Consider the following 15,186-nt stretch of genomic DNA (forward strand, 5'->3'; position numbering starts at 1 on the left):
TCACCGCCGGGATCAGCGACGACGACCCGCACGCCCGCGCGACCTCCTCGATCACGATCACCGTCGCCAGCGCGTCCGCCCCCGCACCCCCGAACTCCTCCGGCACGTGCACCGCGTGCAGATCGTTGGCGACCAGCGCCTCCAGCGCCTCCCGCGGGAACCGGGACTCCTCGTCCACCTCCGCCGCGAACGGAGCGATCTTCGCATCGGCCAGCTCGCGCACCGTGCTGCGCAGCAGCTCGTGCTCCTCCGACGGAGCGTACGTGGGAAAATCAGGGCTCATACCGCCGATGTTACCGGCAAGTACACTTCCCCCGCCCGTGCAGTGACCGACCGCACCCGGGGAAGGGTCCGTAAGGTCCGCAGCAGACCCGAGAGGAGCCCGCATTGGCCCACCGGCTGACCGTCATCGGAACCGGTTACCTCGGCGCCACGCACGCCGCCTGCATGGCCGACCTGGGCTTCGAGGTGCTCGGGCTGGACGTCGACGAGGAGAAGATCGCGCGGCTGTCGAACGGCGACCTGCCGTTCTACGAGCCCGATCTCGAACCCGTCCTGCGGCGCAACCTGGCGAACGGCCGCCTCCGGTTCACCACCTCGTTCCGGGACCTCGCCGACTTCGGGGACGTCCACTTCCTCTGCGTCGGCACCCCGCAGAAGGCCGACGGGTACGCCGCCGACCTCGCCTTCGTGGACGCCGCCGTCGCGGCGCTCGCGCCGCTGCTGCGCCGCCCGTGCCTCGTCGTCGGGAAGTCGACCGTGCCGGTCGGCACCGCCGAGCGGCTCGCGGGCGTCCTCGCCGAGCTGGCGCCCGTCGGCGGGGACGCCGTCCTCGCCTGGAACCCCGAGTTCCTGCGGGAGGGCTTCGCCGTCCGGGACACCCTGCACCCGGACCGGATCGTCGCCGGGCTGCCCGCCGAGCAGGGCGCCGCCGAGCACGCCGAGAAGGTGCTGCGCGAGGTCTACGCCGCGGCGCTCGCCGACGGCACCCCGTTCGTCACCGCCGACCTGCCCACCGCCGAGCTCGTCAAGACGGCGGCGAACGCGTTCCTCGCCACCAAGATCTCCTTCATCAACGCGATGGCCGAGGTGTGCGAGGCGTCCGGCGCCGACGTCACCCGGCTCGCCGAGGCGCTCGCCCACGACGACCGCATCGGCGGCCGGTTCCTCGGGCCCGGCCTCGGCTTCGGCGGCGGCTGCCTCCCCAAGGACATCCGCGCCTTCATGGCCCGCGCCGACGAGCTGGGCGCGCCGCGCGCGCTCACGTTCCTGCGCGAGGTCGACGAGATCAACGTGCGCCGCCGCGTCCGGACGGTCGACGTCGTGCGGGCCGCGCTCGGCGGCTCGTTCGCCGGACGCGCCGTCGCCGTGCTCGGCGCCGCGTTCAAGCCCGACTCCGACGACGTCCGCGACTCCCCCGCGCTGGACGTCGCCGCGTCGATCCAGGCGCAGGGCGGGACGGTCACCGTCCACGACCCGAAGGCGATGGCGAACGCCCGCCGGGCGCAGCCGTCCCTCGGCTACGCAGGCTCGGCCGTCGACGCGGCCCGCGGCGCCGACGCCGTCCTGCTGCTCACCGAGTGGCGCGAGTTCCGCGAGCTGGCGCCGTCCGACCTGGCGCCCGTGGTCGCCGGGCGGGTCATCCTCGACGCCCGCAACGTGCTCGACGCGGACGCCTGGCGCGCCGCGGGGTGGACGTACCTGGCGCTGGGCCGCCCCTGAGGGCTCCCACCCGGCGCGGTCGCGGAGTCGCGGGGTCACGGAAAAGTGCCCGGATGGTGCGTGATGAAGGACACTGTCCGATCGGTCAGACTCTGACCGATCGGACAGTTATCGTGGTGCCATGACACGTCCGTCCAGCGGCCTGCACGACCGGATCCTCGCCTCGGCGCTGCATTTGTTCGTCGAGCGCGGGTACCGGGGAACGTCGCTGCAGGACATCGCGACGGACGTCGGCTGCTCCAAGGCGTCGCTGCTGTACCACTTCAGCAACAAGGAGGCGATCCTCACCGAGCTGATGGCCCCCGTCATGCGGGAGGCCGAGCGACTGGACGCGCGCCTGGACGGCCTGGACGGCGCGGCGGCCGCCGAGACCGCGGTCACCGAGTTCGCCGAACTCGCCATCCGGTACCGGCGCGAGGTCAAGATGCTGTTCGACAACCTCGCCGAGGCCACCACGCTCGGCACCGCCCTGCAGAAGCCCGAGAGCTTCGGGGAGCGGCTGGTGAACGCGTTCGCGGGCGGCTCGCTCGCGCCCGCGGACCAGGTGGCGGCGCGGATGGCGCTCGGCGGCATGTTCCTGACCGCCGCGGACCTGTCGCTGGACGACGCGGTCCTGCGGGACCTGCTGGTCGCCACCGCCCTGCGGACGCTCGGACGCACCCCCGACTGACCCCCGACGAAGCCCCCGATCGAAACCCCGATCGAGCCCCCACCGACTTCCGACCGATCGACCGAAACCCGGCCGGCGCCGTCCGGCCGGCCGACCTCGACCGAACCCCCACCGGCGAGACGCCGCACCCGCGGCGATTTCGTGCTGCCCTCCTCTCCGACTGAAAGGTCTGTTCCCTCATGGCGACCTTGCTCTACCGGCTGGGCCGCTGGTGCTTCGGGCGCCGCGGCACGGTCGTGGCGATATGGCTCATCCTGCTGGGCGTGATGGGCGGGGCCGCGGCCGCGTTCATGGGCCCGACGACCGACGAGTTCCGCATGCCGGGCACCGAGTCCCAGCAGGCGATGGACTCCCTGCAGAAGGACTTCCCCCAGGCCGCGGGCGCGTCCGGCACGATCGTCATCGCCGCGCCGGACGGCGCGAAGCTCAGCCCGGGCGAGGTCGCGCCCGTCGTCCGCGAGGCGGCCGCCGTGCCCGGCGTCGTCGCCGCCGCCGACCCGTTCCAGAGCCGCACGGTCTCGCCGGACGGCCGGTACGCGCTCGTCCAGGTCCAGTTCGCGGAGGAGGCGCAGCGGCTCACCGACGCGCAGCGCGAGGCGTACACCGAGATCGGCCAGGACACCGACGGCCTGCGGGTCGAGGCGGGCGGCGAGCCCGCCGTCGCGGCGCCCGCGATGGGCAGCGCCGAGATCATCGGCGTGATCGTCGCCGCGGTGGTGCTGCTGATCACCTTCGGGTCCCTGGTGGCCGCCGGGATGACGCTGCTCAACGCGCTGATCGGGGTCGGCGTCGGGATGGCCGGGCTGTACGCGCTGACCGGCGCCGTCGAGCTCAGCTCCACCACGCCCGTCCTGGCGCTGATGCTGGGACTCGCCGTCGGCATCGACTACTCGCTGTTCATCACGTCCCGCTACCGGCAGAACCTCCTCGACGGGCTGGAGGCCCGCGAGGCCGCCGGGCGCGCGCTCGGCACGGCCGGGTCGGCGGTGGTGTTCGCCGGCGTCACCGTGGTGATCGCGCTGGCCGGGCTGTCGGTCGTCGGCATCCCGTTCCTCACCGCGATGGGCCTCGCCGCCGCCGCGACCGTCGCCGTCGCCGTCCTGGTCGCGCTGACGCTGCTGCCCGCCGTCCTGGCGTTCGCCGGGGCCCGGGTGCTGCCGCGCGGACGGCGCGACGGTGCGGCCGGCTCGAAGAAGCGGGAGAACTTCGGCTACCGGTGGGGCCGCGGCGTGCTGAAGCTGCGCGTGCCCGTGCTGCTCGTCGGGATCCTCGGGCTGGGCGCGCTCGCGCTGCCCGCCACCGACATGCGGCTCGCGCTGCCGGACGCGGGCACCGCGGCCGAGGACTCGTCGCAGCGGCAGGCGTACGACCTGATCAGCGAGGGCTTCGGCCCGGGCTTCAACGGGCGCCTCATGACGGTCGTGTCCGGCGAGACCCCCGCGGCCACGCAGGCCGCCGCGCAGCGGACCGTCCAGACCATCGGGAGCATGGACGGCGTCGCCGCCGTCGCGCCCCCGCAGCTCAACGAGGCGGGGACGACCGCGCTGATCGGCGTCGTCCCGGCCAGCGGGCCCACCGACGCCGCGACCGAGGACCTCGTCCACGACATCCGCGACCGGGTCGCGGACGTCGCGGGCGCCGACGTCGCGCTGACCGGCATGACGGCGATGGGGATCGACATCTCCGAGAAGCTCGCCGAAGCCCTGCCGATCTACCTGATCCTGGTGGTGGGCCTCTCGGTGCTGCTGCTGATGATCGTGTTCCGGTCCCTGCTCGTCCCGCTCAAGGCGGCGCTGGGCTTCCTGCTCACGGTCGTCGCGACGTTCGGCGTCACCACGGCCGTGTTCCAGCAGGGCCACCTGGCCGGGCTCGTCGGCGTCGACACCCCCGGGCCGCTGATCAGCTTCCTGCCGATCATCCTCGTCGGCATCCTGTTCGGCCTCGCGATGGACTACGAGGTCTTCCTGGTGTCGAAGATGCGGGAGGACTTCGTCCACGGCGACACGCCCCGGCAGGCCACGATCAACGGGCTCGGGCAGAACGCCCGGGTCGTCACCGCCGCGGCGATCATCATGATCGCGGTGTTCGGCGGGTTCGTCCTCGCCCACGACCCGATCATCAAGTCGATCGGGTTCGCGCTGGCCGTCGGCGTCTTCATCGACGCGTTCATCGTGCGGATGACGCTCGTCCCGGCGGCGATGTCGCTGCTCGGCCGCGGCGCCTGGTGGCTGCCGCGGTGGCTCGACCGGGCCATGCCGAACCTGGACATCGAGGGCGAGAAGCTCCGCGACGAGCTGGCGGCGCCCGAGCCGGAGCCCGCGTACAGCACCCGCTGACGCCACTTTTCCCCCAAGAGACCGCCAAGGGCGGGGAGGTCCGGTGACCTTCCCGCCCTTGTGGCAATCATCACTTCCCCGGCGGAACCCGACCGGGCGTCCCGTCGTTGGAGTCGGTGAGTCACATGTACCAACATCACATCCTTGAGCGGGCCGGCCGCTGTTGATCACACTGCTGTCGCTGGTCCTCGGGGTCCTGGTGATCCTGCTGATCACCGCCCTCACCGGTTACTTCGTCGCGCAGGAATTCGCCTACATGGCGGTCGACCGGTCGCGGCTCCAGGCCCGCGCGGGCTCCGGAGACGGCGCCGCGGGCCGCGCCCTCGCCGTCACCCGCCGCACCTCGTTCATGCTGTCGGGCGCCCAGCTCGGCATCACCGTCACCGGGCTGCTCGTCGGCTACGTCGCCGAACCGCTGGTCGGCGAGGCCCTCGGGGACGTCCTCGGCGGCGTCGGGGTCTCCACGGGCGTCGGCGTCGCCGCCGGGACCGTCCTGGCCCTCGTCCTGTCCACCTTCGTGCAGATGGTGTTCGGCGAGCTGTTCCCGAAAAACCTCGCCATCTCCCGACCCGAACCCGTCGCACGCCGGCTGTCCCGCTCCACCCTCGTCTACCTGAAGGTCTTCGGGTGGCTGATCTGGGTGTTCGACCAGTCGTCGAACCTGCTGCTGAAGGCCCTGCGGATCGAGCCCGTCCACGACGTGGAGCACTCCGCGACCGAGCGGGACCTCGCGCACATCGTGGCCGACTCGCGGCGCAGCGGCGACCTCCCGCCCGACCTGTCGATGCTGCTCGACCGGATCCTCGACTTCCCCCGCCGCGACGTCGAGCACGCCATGATCCCCCGCGCGCACGTCGACACCGTCGACGACACCGCGACGGTCGGCGAGGTCCGCACCGCGATGAGCACCGGCCACTCCCGCTACCCCGTGCTGGACGACGAGGAGCGCGTGGTCGGCGTCGTGCACCTCGACGACGTGCTGGCCGCCGCCGGACGCGCCACCGACCCGGTGTCGTCGATCATGCGGCCGGCCACGGTCGTCCCGACCCTCATGCCGCTGCCCACCGCCCTCAACCACCTCGCCGGGCACCGCGCCGAACTCGCCTGCGTCATCGACGAGTTCGGCGGCTTCGACGGCATCCTCACCCTCGAGGACCTCGCCGAGGAGCTCGTCGGCGAGATCACCGACGAGCACGACACCGCCGCCGACGAACCCGCGATCGTGCGGGACGGCGACGCCTGGATCATCCCCGGCGGCGTCCACATCGACGAGGTCGAGCGCGCCATCGACCACCGGCTGCCCGAGGGCGGCTACGAGACCCTCGCCGGGCTCGTCATCGCCGCCCACGGCGCCCTTCCCGACCCCGGCGCCGAACTCGACGTCGAGCTGCCCGCCGACCCCGCGGACCTCGCCTACGACGAGGAGCCGCCGGCCCGGTTCGTCCACGCGGAGGTCCTCGACGTCGACAACCACGTGCCGTCGTCCGTCCGGCTGACGATCACGACCGGCCCCGCGGAGGAGGACCGATGAGCAACCCGTGGGCGGTCCTCGCCGCCACCGTCGCGATCATCGTGCTCAGCGCGTTCTTCGTCGCCGTCGAGTTCGCGCTCATCGCCGCGAAGCGGCACCGGCTGGAGGACGCCGCCCCGACGAGCCGCTCCGCGCGCGCCGCGCTGCGCAGCTCGTCCGAGCTGACGGTCCTGCTCGCGGGCGCCCAGCTCGGCATCACGATCTGCACCCTCGCGCTCGGCGCGATCACCAAGCCCGCCGTGCACCACTGGCTCACGCCCGTGTTCACCTCGTGGAACGCCCCGCTGTGGCTGGCGGACGCCGCCGGGTTCGTCCTCGCGCTGATCATCGTGACGTTCCTGCACCTGGTCGTCGGGGAGATGGCGCCGAAGTCGTGGGCGATCGCCCACCCGGAGCGGTCGGCGACCCTCCTCGCGCTCCCCATGCGCGGCTTCATGTGGCTGACCCGCCCGCTGCTGCGCGCCCTGAACGAGGCCGCCAACTGGTGCCTGCGCAAGGTCGGCGTGCAGGCCGCCGACCAGGTCGAGTCCGGCCAGGACCCGGACGCCCTGCGCCACCTCGTCGAGCACTCCGCGAACGTCGGCGCCCTCGACGCCCGCTACTCGGTCCAGCTCTCCGAGGCCCTCGACCTGCGCAACCTCGAGATCGGCGACCTGGTCCGGCGGGACGCCGCGCTCACCGCGGTCGCGCCGGACGCGACCGTCGCCGACGTGCAGGCCGCCGGGCGCGCGTCCGGCCACCTGCGGATCCTGGTGCCCGGCCCGGCCTGGTCGGTGGTCCACGTCCGCGACACCCTCACCTCGCCCGACGCGGCCCCGGCCGCGCCGCTGACCCGCCCCGCCTACCAGGTGGAGGCCGGCACGCCCGTCTACACGGTGCTCACCCGGATGCGCGAGACCGGCAACCAGCTCGCCCTCGTCACCGAGCACGGCACGGTCCTCGGCGTCGTCACCATCACCGACATCCTCCGCCGCCTCTTCCACCGCACCACCGAACCCCGGCCCGACACGATCTGACCGCCCCCGGCCGGGGGCGGTCGGCGGCGGGGGCGTCAGGGTTTGCGGGCCACGCCGCAGAAGGCGTCCACCTGCGGGGGCGTGCCGAAGGCGTCCGATTCGGGACGCCACCGCGACACCGACACCACGCCCGGTTCGACGAGGTCGAGGCCGTCGAAGAAGCGGGCGATCCGTTCGGGGGTGCGCAGTTCGTAGTCGTAGCCCGACTCGTCCCGGACGCGTTCGGCCTCGGCCGCCGCGTCCGGGCGGACGGTCTTGGTGCCGTCCTCGAGGACGAGGTGGCTGCCGGGGGCGAGGGCGTCGAGGAGGGTCCGCAGAATCGCGTGCGCCTCGCCGTCGTCCGGGACCGTGCCGAGGACGCCGAGCAGCATCAGCCCGACGGGACGGTCGAAGTCGAGGGTCTCGGCGGCGGCGCGCAGCAGGCCCTCGGGGTCGCGGGCGTCGGCGTCGAGGTAGGCGCACGCGCCCTCCGGGGTGCTCGTCAGCAGGGCGCGGGCGTGCGCGAGGACGAGCGGGTCGTTGTCGACGTAGACGATGCGGCAGCGGGGGTCGACGCGCTGCGCGACCTCGTGGGTGTTGTCGTGGGTGGGCAGGCCGGTGCCGATGTCGAGGAACTGGCGGACGCCCGCCTCCTCGGCCAGGTACCGGACGGCCCGGCCGAGGAACGCGCGGGCGTGCCGCGGCACCTCGTCGAACCCCGGGTAGGCCCGCAGGACCTCCTCGGCGAACGCGCGGTCGACCGGATAGTTGTCCTTGCCTCCGATGAAGTAGTTCCAGACCCGGGCCTGGTGCGCCACGCTCGTGTCGATCGCGGGCGGAGCCGGCGGCTCCTCCATGGGCTGCTCCCCTGGACGATGATCATCGATGGGGCTCATTGTGCCCGTCCCGCCGTCACGATGATCGCGATTCGGCGGGACGCGGCCGGTCCGGTAGGGGCGCGGCGGGCAGCAGGGCCGCGCCGAGCAGGGCGGCGGTCACCGGGATCAGGTCCTTCGCGGTCGCGGCGACCACGATGGCGGCCAGCGCCAGCGCGGGACTCCACCAGGGCACGCCCCGGACGGACGCGAGCACGGCGAGCTGCGCGACCAGGCCGACGAAGAAGAGCTGCGGCACGACGGTGTACACGAGGGGTTCCACGCCGGGCGTCCCGGAGATCTGCTGGAAGTGCGAGCTCATCTCCGGGCGGCTCGTGGAGGCGAACCCGACGGAGACGTCGATGACGAACTGGACCGCGAGGGCCGCCGCGCCCGCCAGCGTGAGCACGGCGGGAACGAGGGCGAGGACGGGACGGGCGGCGGCGCGGCGGCGCAGGTCGCGGACGACCGGGACGAAGCACGCGAGGCCGGCGAGGAACGCGAGGTGGCCGACGCTCCACGCGACGCCGGGACCGTAGCGGTCGTCCAGCCCGTCGTAGAGGCGGATCACTCCGTAGGCCAGCATGAGCGCCGGGCCGGGCAGGTAGGTCTTCATGCCGGACGAGCCTTCCGTCCGGCGGCCCGGAAGGGATCGCCGGTCGGGGCGATCCTCGGCCTCGCCGGTGCGGGCGAGCGCGGCGCCCGGAGATCCCTCTCACCGGCGAGGTCCCCGGCGGGGCGCGCGGGATAGCTTGGGCGCCATGTCCGTTCTGGCCCGGCCCCTCCGGGCGTTCCGGAGACCGCCGGACCTCGCGGTCGACGCGGCCCTCGCCCTCGCGGTGCTGCTGGCGCAGCTCGCGCCGTTCACGACGATGCGCGAACCGTGGTCCGCCGCGCTGTACGCGCCCGTCCTCGGGTCGTCGCTGCCGCTGCTGTTCCGGCGCCGGCTGCCCGTCACCGTCATGGTCGCCGTGCTGGTGTCGGTCCCGCTGTACGACCTGGTCGGCGGCGGGCCGAGCCAGCCGATCTGGTACGGCTGGCTCATCGCGGTGTACACGGTCGCCGACCGGTCGCCGCGCCGCGACCGGGTGCTGGCGCTCGCGGTCACGGCGGCGAGCACGCTGCTCGTCGTGCGTCCCGGGTCGGTCGACACCGCGGTGCGGGGCGCGGCGATCTGGCTCGCCGCGTACGCGCTGGGGCGGGCGGCGGCGCTGCGCCGGCAGCGGGCCGCCGACCTGGAGGAGCGGGCGGTGCGGCTGGAGCGGGAGCGCCGGCTGGAGGCGGAGCGGGCGGCGGCGCGGGAGCGGACGCGCATCGCGCGGGACATGCACGACGTGCTCGCCCACGCCGTCAGCCTGATGGTGGTGCAGGCCGAGTCGGGGCCGCTGGTCGTGCGGTCGGACCCGGACCGGGCCGAGGCCGCGTTCGACGCGATCGCGGCGTCCGGGCGGGACGCGATGGGGCAGCTCCGCCGGATGCTGGGCCTGCTCAAGGACGGCGACGGCTCGCGGGACCCGCAGCCGAGCCTGGCGCGGCTTCCCGAACTGGCGGGACGCGTCCGCGAGACCGGCCTGCGGGTCTCGCTCAGCGTCGGCGGCGTCCCCGTCCCGGGGTCTTCGCCGCTCGCCGGACCGTCCCCGCCCCAGGACGGCCGCGGCGCCGCGGTCGCCCGGCTCGCGACGCTGCGGCCCGACGTCGACGTCGCCGCGTACCGGATCGTCCAGGAGGCGCTGACGAACGCCGTGAAGCACGCGGGGGCCGACCACGTGGACGTCACGGTGGCATGGGAGGGCGACGTCCTGCGGATCACCGTCACCGACGACGGGCGGGGCCCCGGACGGACAGGCGGGGGCGGGGGCCGCGGGCTGATCGGCGTCCGCGAGCGGGCCGCGGCGTGCGGCGGCGACGCTTCGTTCGGCCCGGCGCCGGGCGGCCGCGGCGCCCGGGTCGAGGCGCGGCTGCCGATGGGGGCGGGCGCGTGACGATCGGCGTGGTGGTCGCGGACGACCAGGAGCTGGTGCGCAGCGGGTTCGCGCTCATCCTCGACACGCAGCCGGACATCACGGTCGTCGCCGAGGCCGCCGACGGCCGCGCGGCGGTCGAGGCCGTCCGCGCGCACCGTCCGGACGTCGCGCTCCTCGACATCCGCATGCCCGGGACGGACGGCATCGAGGCGGCCCGCGAGATCTGCGCGCACACCGCCACCCGGGCGCTGATGCTGACCACGTTCGACCAGGACGACTACGTCTACGACGCTCTGAGGGCCGGGGCGAGCGGGTTCCTGCTGAAGGACGTGCGCCGCGACGACCTCGTGCACGCCGTGCGGGTGGTCGCGGCCGGGGAGGCGCTGCTCGCGCCGACGGTGACCCGCCGGCTGATCGGGGACGTGCTGAGCGGACGTCCCGTCGTGCGGGACGCGCCCGCGCTGGGGGCGCTCACCGACCGGGAGCGGCAGACGCTCACGCTCGTCGGGCGCGGCCTGTCGAACGCCGAGATCGCGGCGGAGCTGGTGGTCAGCGAGCACACGGTGAAGACGCACGTGAGCAACGTGCTGGCGAAGCTCGGGGCGCGCGACCGCGTGCAGGCGGTGATCGCCGCCTACGAGTCGGGCCTGATCAGGCCGGGCGGCTAGACCGGGCCGGCCGGCGGCGCGGGCCGCGGAGGCACCATCGGGGAACGATCGGGTCGCGTCGGGTGTTGTGCCCGTTATGGATGCTTCCTTCGCCGACCCGGACGTGATCACCCGGCTGCTGGACGAGTCCCGCACGTGGGCGTTCGTCGGGCTGAACGACCGTCCGGAACGGGTGGTGTACGAGCAGGCGCAGCTGCTGCGGACGCGCGGCAAGCGGATCTTCCCGGTGCATCCGTCGCGGGCGGAGGTGCTCGGCGAGCCCGGGTACGCGGCGCTGGCCGACCTGCCCGAGAAGGTCGACGTCGTCGGCGTCTACCGGCGCTCGGAGTACGCGGGCGCGGTGATCGACCAGGCCGTCGCGGCGGGCGCGGGGGCCGTGTGGCTGCCGCTGGGCGTCGTCGACGAGGAGGCCGGACGGCGCGCGCTCGACGCCGGGCTCGACGTCGTCATGGACCGCTGCCCCGCCATCGAGTGGGCCAAGCGGCACTGACGGATCGACAGCGCGGTCAGAGGCTCTCGCGGAGGCGCTTGCCCTTCGCCTTGGCCTGCCCGTAGAGGTCCTGCTGGAAGACCTTCATCTTCGCCCGCAGGTCCTCGTCGGCGGCGGCCAGCATGCGGACGGCCAGCAGGCCCGCGTTGCGGGCGGCGCCGACCGCCACGGTCGCGACCGGGACCCCGGCGGGCATCTGCACGATCGACAGCAGCGAGTCCATCCCGTCGAGGTGCTTCAGCGGGACGGGCACGCCGATGACCGGCAGCGGCGTCACCGACGCCAGCATGCCGGGCAGGTGCGCGGCGCCGCCCGCGCCCGCGATGATCACCTGGAGGCCGCGGTCGGCGGCCTCCTCCCCGTAGGCGATCATGTCGTGCGGCATGCGGTGCGCGGAGACGACGTCCGCCTCGAACGGCACGCCGAACTCGTCGAGCGCCTCCCCGGCCGCCCGCATGACGGGCCAGTCGGAGTCGCTGCCCATGACGACGCCCACGCGCGGGCTCATGCGTTCTCCTTGCTCTCGGACTGCGGGCTCTCGGGCTTCATCGCCGGACCCCAGCGGAGGTAGTCGGCGGCGTGGCGGGCGCGCTCGCGGACCTCCGCGAGATCGTCGCCGAGGGCGGTGACGTGCCCGATCTTGCGGCCGGGCCGCACGTCCTTGCCGTAGAAGTGGACCTTGACGGCCGGGTCGTGCGCCATCACGTGGATGTAGCGGGAGTAGACGTCCGGGTCGTCGCCGCCGAGGACGTTCGCCATGACGGTGACGGGCGCGGTGGGCTCGGTGGAGCCGAGGGGCAGGTCCAGGACGGCGCGCAGGTGCTGCTCGAACTGGGACGTGCGCGAACCCTCGATCGTCCAGTGGCCGGAGTTGTGCGGGCGCATCGCGAGCTCGTTGACGACCAGGCCGGTCGCGGTCTCGAACAGCTCGACGGCGAGCAGGCCGGTGACGCCGAGCTCGTTCGCGACGCCGAGGGCGAGGTTCTGCGCCTCGACGGCGAGATCGTCGGACAGGCCCGGCGCCGGGGCGATGACCTCGGTGCAGATGCCGTTCTCCTGGACGGTCTCGACGATCGGGTACGCGGCGCCCTGCCCGTACGGGGAGCGCGCGACGAGCGCGGCGATCTCGCGGCGGAACGCGACGTGCTCCTCGACCATGAGGTCGAGGCCCTGCCCGAGCAGGTCGGCCACCAGCGCCGCGGCGGCGTCGCCGAGGGAGTCGAGGACCCACACGCCCTTGCCGTCGTAGCCGCCCCGGACGGCCTTGAGCACCAGGGGGAGCCCGTGGTCGCGGGCGAACGCCTCCAGCGCGGGGACCGCGCCGTCGGCGGGCAGGCGGGCGAACGCGGGGCACGGGACGCCGAGCGCGCTCAGCCGCTCCCGCATGACGAGCTTGTCCTGGGCGTGCGCGAGGGCCGCGGAGCCGGGGCGGCAGGCCGTGCCGGACTCCTCGAGGGCGCGGATGTGGTCGCCGGGGACGTGCTCGTGGTCGAAGGTGATCACGTCGCAGCCCGCGGCGAACGTCCGCAGGTCGTCGAGGGCGCGGTCGTTCCCCACCCGGACGTCCGCGACGACCTTCGCCGCGGACTCGTCCGGCGCCCCGGCGAGGACGCGCAGCGGGACGCCCAGGGCGATCGCGGCCTGCTGCGTCATCCGGGCGAGCTGACCGCCGCCGGCCATGCCGACGACGGGGGTAGAAAGGGTCACGTCGAAAGGTTATCGGCCGTGCGCCGTGAACAAACCACGTGTACTGTGCGTCGGATTCGGTGTGGGTCCCCCGGGTGCGGGCAGGGAACCCACGGAAGAACGTGAAACGTTCATGTTCAGGCGTCTCCGGCACCGCGTGCGTCTATCCTCGTTGTGCTCCCGCATCGGCCGCCCGTCGCGGCGCCATAGCCGAGGTCCGGAAGGACGGTTCCCCTACGTGAGCCTGATGGCGAGTCTTCAGCGGAAGTTCGAGCACTTGGTGCGCGAACTCGCAAAGTTCGGCAGCGTGGGCGCGATCGCGTTCGTCATCACGATGATCGTCAGCAATGTGCTGCACGCCGGGCTCGACGTGGGGCCGATGACGTCGTTCCTGGTCGCCACGGTGGTGGCCACGACGTTCTCCTATCTGGCGAACCGGTACTGGACGTTCCGGCACCGCGACCGCAGCGGCGTCGGCCGCGAGTACGTGATCTTCTTCGCGCTGAACGGCGTCGGGCTGGTGATCACCCAGCTGTTCATCGGCTTCACGATCTACGTGCTGCGGCTGGAGGGGCCGATCCCCTACAACACGGCGATGATCGTCGGGACCGGCGCGGCGACGCTGTTCCGGTTCTGGGCGTACAAGAAGTGGGTGTTCCTGCCGACCGGCGCCCCGCCGGTCGACCCGGCGTCCGGGCTGCCGGAGCCGGTGGACGGCCCGGTGGACGGGGCCGCGGCGGCGGACGGCGCCCCGGGGGCGCACCGCGCGGACGCCCGGCCCGCGCCGCGGCTCGGCCACCCGCTCGACTCCACCGCCGAGGACTACGTCGCGCGCTGACCGTGCCCCCTCCCCGTTCTCCTCTGCGGCGGGCAGGACGTCCGTCCCTCAGGCGGGGCCGATGACGACGCGTTCCGCGGCCAGCCGGGCCTGGGCGGCCTGCCGGAGGAACACCCCGAACACGGCGGGACGGGCCTGGATCAGTTCCAGCCGGCCGCCGTCCACGACCGCGAGGGAGCGGGCCAGGTAGAGGCCGAGGCCGGTGCCGCGGCCGCCGCTGACGCTCCGCTCGAAGATCCGCGGTTCGAGCTCGGGCGGGATGCCGTCGCCCTCGTCGCCGACCTCCACCACGACCGAACTGCCGCCCGGCTTGGTGTGGATCGTCACGGTTCCGGCGCCGTGCATGAGCGAGTTGTCCAGGAGGGTCGCGACGATCTGGGAGAGGCCCTCGGGGTTGGTCATGCCGACGAGGCCCTGCTCGCCGATGATGCGGACGTCCCGTCCGGCGCGGCGGAAGATCGGCCGCCACTCCTCGACCTGCTGGGCGATGATGTCGTCGATGGGGGCGGGGACGGCGCCGCCGGTGCGGTCGTGGCGGGCGCGGGCGAGGAGCTGCTCGACGACGGCGACGAGGCGTTCGGTCTGCGCGACGGCCGCCGCGCCCTCCTCGCGGACGACGTCGGGGTAGTCGGCGGCCTCGATCATCTCGTCGAGCCGCATGGACAGGGCGGTGAGCGGGGTGCGCAGCTGGTGGCTGGCGTCCGCGGCGAACTCGCGGCTGGAGGCGAGCAGGTCGGCGATGCGGACGGCGCTGCGGTCGAGGACCTCGGCGACCCGGTCGACCTCGGGGATGCCGTAGCGGCGGCGGCGCGGCCGGGCGTTGCCGGTGCCGAGCCGGTCGGCGGTCTCGGCGAGGTCGATGAGCGGGAGGGTGAGCTTGCGGGCCTGCACCATGGCGAGGCCGACGGTGACGGCGACGCCGAGCAGGGCGAGGCTGCCGATCAGCAGGAGGAGGCGCAGCTCGGCGTCCTGCACCTGCGACGCGGGCCGGGACACCCGGACGCGGACGCCCCCGGCGGACGTGGCGGCGGTGAGCGCCCGCCCGGCGCCCGGATCGGGCCCGGCGGCGACCGTGCGGCCGTCCGGCAGGGTGATGAAGATGTGGCGGCCGGGATACTCCCGGGCGATCACCGCGCCGTGCAGCGGCCGTCCGGTCTGGAGGCTGTAGCCGACGCCGCCGAGGATCGTGGACGCCTCGCGCTCCAGCGACCGGCGGGCCTCCTCGTGGACGAGCTTGTGGGCGGCGTAGGCGAGGGGGACGCCGAGCAGCAGGATCGCGACCACCGCCACCGCGAGCGTCGACAGCAGGAGTCGGCGCCTCATCAGGGCTCCTTAGGGTGAAGCCACGGCCGCACCGGGCTCCCCCGGCCTCTCGGGAAGGCCCGGGGAAGGGCCGCGCGACCGTGGCGGC

Annotated in this window: 15 protein-coding genes; 9 read left to right on the forward strand and 6 right to left on the reverse strand. The window is 73.9% G+C overall.

All coding sequences use genetic code 11. The annotated features are described in order from the left end of the window. Nucleotides 1-283, reverse strand: a 283-nt coding sequence (locus AB0L25_RS05415) for an acyl-CoA dehydrogenase family protein (protein ID WP_500168908.1), incomplete at its 3' end; no start/stop codon positions are given. A 104-nt stretch (nucleotides 284-387) separates the two neighbouring features. On the opposite strand from AB0L25_RS05415, the gene AB0L25_RS05420 reads away from it, so the two are divergent. The 5 genes from AB0L25_RS05420 to AB0L25_RS05440 all read left to right on the forward strand — a co-directional run bounded on the left by AB0L25_RS05420 (nucleotide 388) and on the right by AB0L25_RS05440 (nucleotide 7,275). After that, nucleotides 388-1,722: a UDP-glucose dehydrogenase family protein gene (locus AB0L25_RS05420; protein ID WP_500168910.1), complete on the forward strand. Its 1,335-nt coding sequence runs from the start codon at nucleotides 388-390 to the stop codon at nucleotides 1,720-1,722. Between the two features lie 121 nt (nucleotides 1,723-1,843). Then, a complete protein-coding gene (locus AB0L25_RS05425) occupies nucleotides 1,844-2,392 on the forward strand; it encodes a TetR/AcrR family transcriptional regulator (RefSeq protein WP_500168912.1) in 549 nt (182 codons plus the stop codon). Nucleotides 2,393-2,571: 179 nt separating this feature from the next. Beyond that, nucleotides 2,572-4,728: an MMPL family transporter gene (locus AB0L25_RS05430; RefSeq protein WP_500168914.1), complete on the forward strand. Its 2,157-nt coding sequence runs from the start codon at nucleotides 2,572-2,574 to the stop codon at nucleotides 4,726-4,728. A gap of 163 nt (nucleotides 4,729-4,891) precedes the next feature. Further along, nucleotides 4,892-6,259, forward strand: coding sequence for a hemolysin family protein (locus AB0L25_RS05435; protein ID WP_500168916.1), 1,368 nt, complete (start codon nucleotides 4,892-4,894; stop codon nucleotides 6,257-6,259). Beyond that, entirely contained in the window at nucleotides 6,256-7,275 is a 1,020-nt protein-coding gene (locus tag AB0L25_RS05440) for a hemolysin family protein (protein ID WP_500168917.1), read from the forward strand. Before AB0L25_RS05435 ends, AB0L25_RS05440 begins: the two co-directional genes overlap by 4 nt. A gap of 35 nt (nucleotides 7,276-7,310) precedes the next feature. On the opposite strand, the gene AB0L25_RS05445 is transcribed toward AB0L25_RS05440, so the two are convergent. Together AB0L25_RS05445 and AB0L25_RS05450 are read right to left on the reverse strand one after the other, a co-directional pair. Beyond that, complete coding sequence (locus AB0L25_RS05445) at nucleotides 7,311-8,111, reverse strand: SAM-dependent methyltransferase (protein WP_500168919.1); 801 nt, start codon at nucleotides 8,109-8,111, stop codon at nucleotides 7,311-7,313. A 55-nt stretch (nucleotides 8,112-8,166) separates the two neighbouring features. Then, a complete protein-coding gene (locus AB0L25_RS05450) occupies nucleotides 8,167-8,745 on the reverse strand; it encodes a hypothetical protein (protein ID WP_500168921.1) in 579 nt (192 codons plus the stop codon). Nucleotides 8,746-8,890: 145 nt separating this feature from the next. Between AB0L25_RS05450 and AB0L25_RS05455 the strand changes: the two genes are divergently transcribed. The 3 genes from AB0L25_RS05455 (at nucleotide 8,891) to AB0L25_RS05465 (ending at nucleotide 11,251) form a co-directional block, all read left to right on the forward strand. Continuing rightward, nucleotides 8,891-10,111: a sensor histidine kinase gene (locus AB0L25_RS05455; protein WP_500168923.1), complete on the forward strand. Its 1,221-nt coding sequence runs from the start codon at nucleotides 8,891-8,893 to the stop codon at nucleotides 10,109-10,111. After that, nucleotides 10,108-10,761 (forward strand): response regulator, encoded by a 654-nt coding sequence (locus AB0L25_RS05460; protein ID WP_500168925.1) that lies wholly within the window; start codon nucleotides 10,108-10,110, stop codon nucleotides 10,759-10,761. The genes AB0L25_RS05455 and AB0L25_RS05460 overlap by 4 nt, the downstream gene beginning before the upstream one ends. 76 nt (nucleotides 10,762-10,837) lie before the next feature. Further along, nucleotides 10,838-11,251 carry a CoA-binding protein gene (locus tag AB0L25_RS05465; RefSeq protein ID WP_500168927.1) on the forward strand — a complete coding sequence of 138 codons (414 nt, stop codon included), beginning with the start codon at nucleotides 10,838-10,840 and terminating at the stop codon, nucleotides 11,249-11,251. 16 nt (nucleotides 11,252-11,267) lie between these two features. On the opposite strand, the gene purE is transcribed toward AB0L25_RS05465, so the two are convergent. Both purE and AB0L25_RS05475 read right to left on the reverse strand, forming a co-directional pair. Then, entirely contained in the window at nucleotides 11,268-11,759 is a 492-nt protein-coding gene (gene purE, locus AB0L25_RS05470) for a 5-(carboxyamino)imidazole ribonucleotide mutase (protein WP_026402546.1), read from the reverse strand. Next, complete coding sequence (locus AB0L25_RS05475; protein ID WP_500168929.1) at nucleotides 11,756-12,958, reverse strand: 5-(carboxyamino)imidazole ribonucleotide synthase; 1,203 nt, start codon at nucleotides 12,956-12,958, stop codon at nucleotides 11,756-11,758. Before AB0L25_RS05475 ends, purE begins: the two co-directional genes overlap by 4 nt. Nucleotides 12,959-13,184: 226 nt before the next feature. Here AB0L25_RS05475 and AB0L25_RS05480 point away from each other — a divergent pair, with 226 nt between their 5' ends. Next, on the forward strand, nucleotides 13,185-13,775 hold the full coding sequence (locus AB0L25_RS05480; protein WP_500168931.1) for a GtrA family protein: 591 nt from the start codon (nucleotides 13,185-13,187) through the stop codon (nucleotides 13,773-13,775). Between the two features lie 48 nt (nucleotides 13,776-13,823). On the opposite strand, the gene AB0L25_RS05485 is transcribed toward AB0L25_RS05480, so the two are convergent. Beyond that, on the reverse strand, nucleotides 13,824-15,098 hold the full coding sequence (locus tag AB0L25_RS05485) for a sensor histidine kinase (RefSeq protein ID WP_500168933.1): 1,275 nt from the start codon (nucleotides 15,096-15,098) through the stop codon (nucleotides 13,824-13,826). Between the last annotated feature and the right edge of the window lie 88 nt (nucleotides 15,099-15,186).

This window comes from Spirillospora sp. NPDC052242, from assembly GCF_040679555.1.
Classification (GTDB): Bacteria; Actinomycetota; Actinomycetes; order Streptosporangiales; family Streptosporangiaceae; genus Spirillospora.

Coding starts and splice junctions, on each gene's coding strand:
- AB0L25_RS05480 (WP_500168931.1), top strand. CDS start 13,185: ATGGCGAGTCTTCAGCGGAAGTTCGAGCACTTGGTGCGCGAACTCGCA.
- AB0L25_RS05465 (WP_500168927.1), top strand. CDS start 10,838: ATGGATGCTTCCTTCGCCGACCCGGACGTGATCACCCGGCTGCTGGAC.
- AB0L25_RS05485 (WP_500168933.1), bottom strand. CDS start 15,098: ATGAGGCGCCGACTCCTGCTGTCGACGCTCGCGGTGGCGGTGGTCGCG.
- AB0L25_RS05430 (WP_500168914.1), top strand. CDS start 2,572: ATGGCGACCTTGCTCTACCGGCTGGGCCGCTGGTGCTTCGGGCGCCGC.
- AB0L25_RS05455 (WP_500168923.1), top strand. CDS start 8,891: ATGTCCGTTCTGGCCCGGCCCCTCCGGGCGTTCCGGAGACCGCCGGAC.
- AB0L25_RS05450 (WP_500168921.1), bottom strand. CDS start 8,745: ATGAAGACCTACCTGCCCGGCCCGGCGCTCATGCTGGCCTACGGAGTG.
- AB0L25_RS05445 (WP_500168919.1), bottom strand. CDS start 8,111: ATGGAGGAGCCGCCGGCTCCGCCCGCGATCGACACGAGCGTGGCGCAC.
- purE (WP_026402546.1), bottom strand. CDS start 11,759: ATGAGCCCGCGCGTGGGCGTCGTCATGGGCAGCGACTCCGACTGGCCC.
- AB0L25_RS05425 (WP_500168912.1), top strand. CDS start 1,844: ATGACACGTCCGTCCAGCGGCCTGCACGACCGGATCCTCGCCTCGGCG.
- AB0L25_RS05440 (WP_500168917.1), top strand. CDS start 6,256: ATGAGCAACCCGTGGGCGGTCCTCGCCGCCACCGTCGCGATCATCGTG.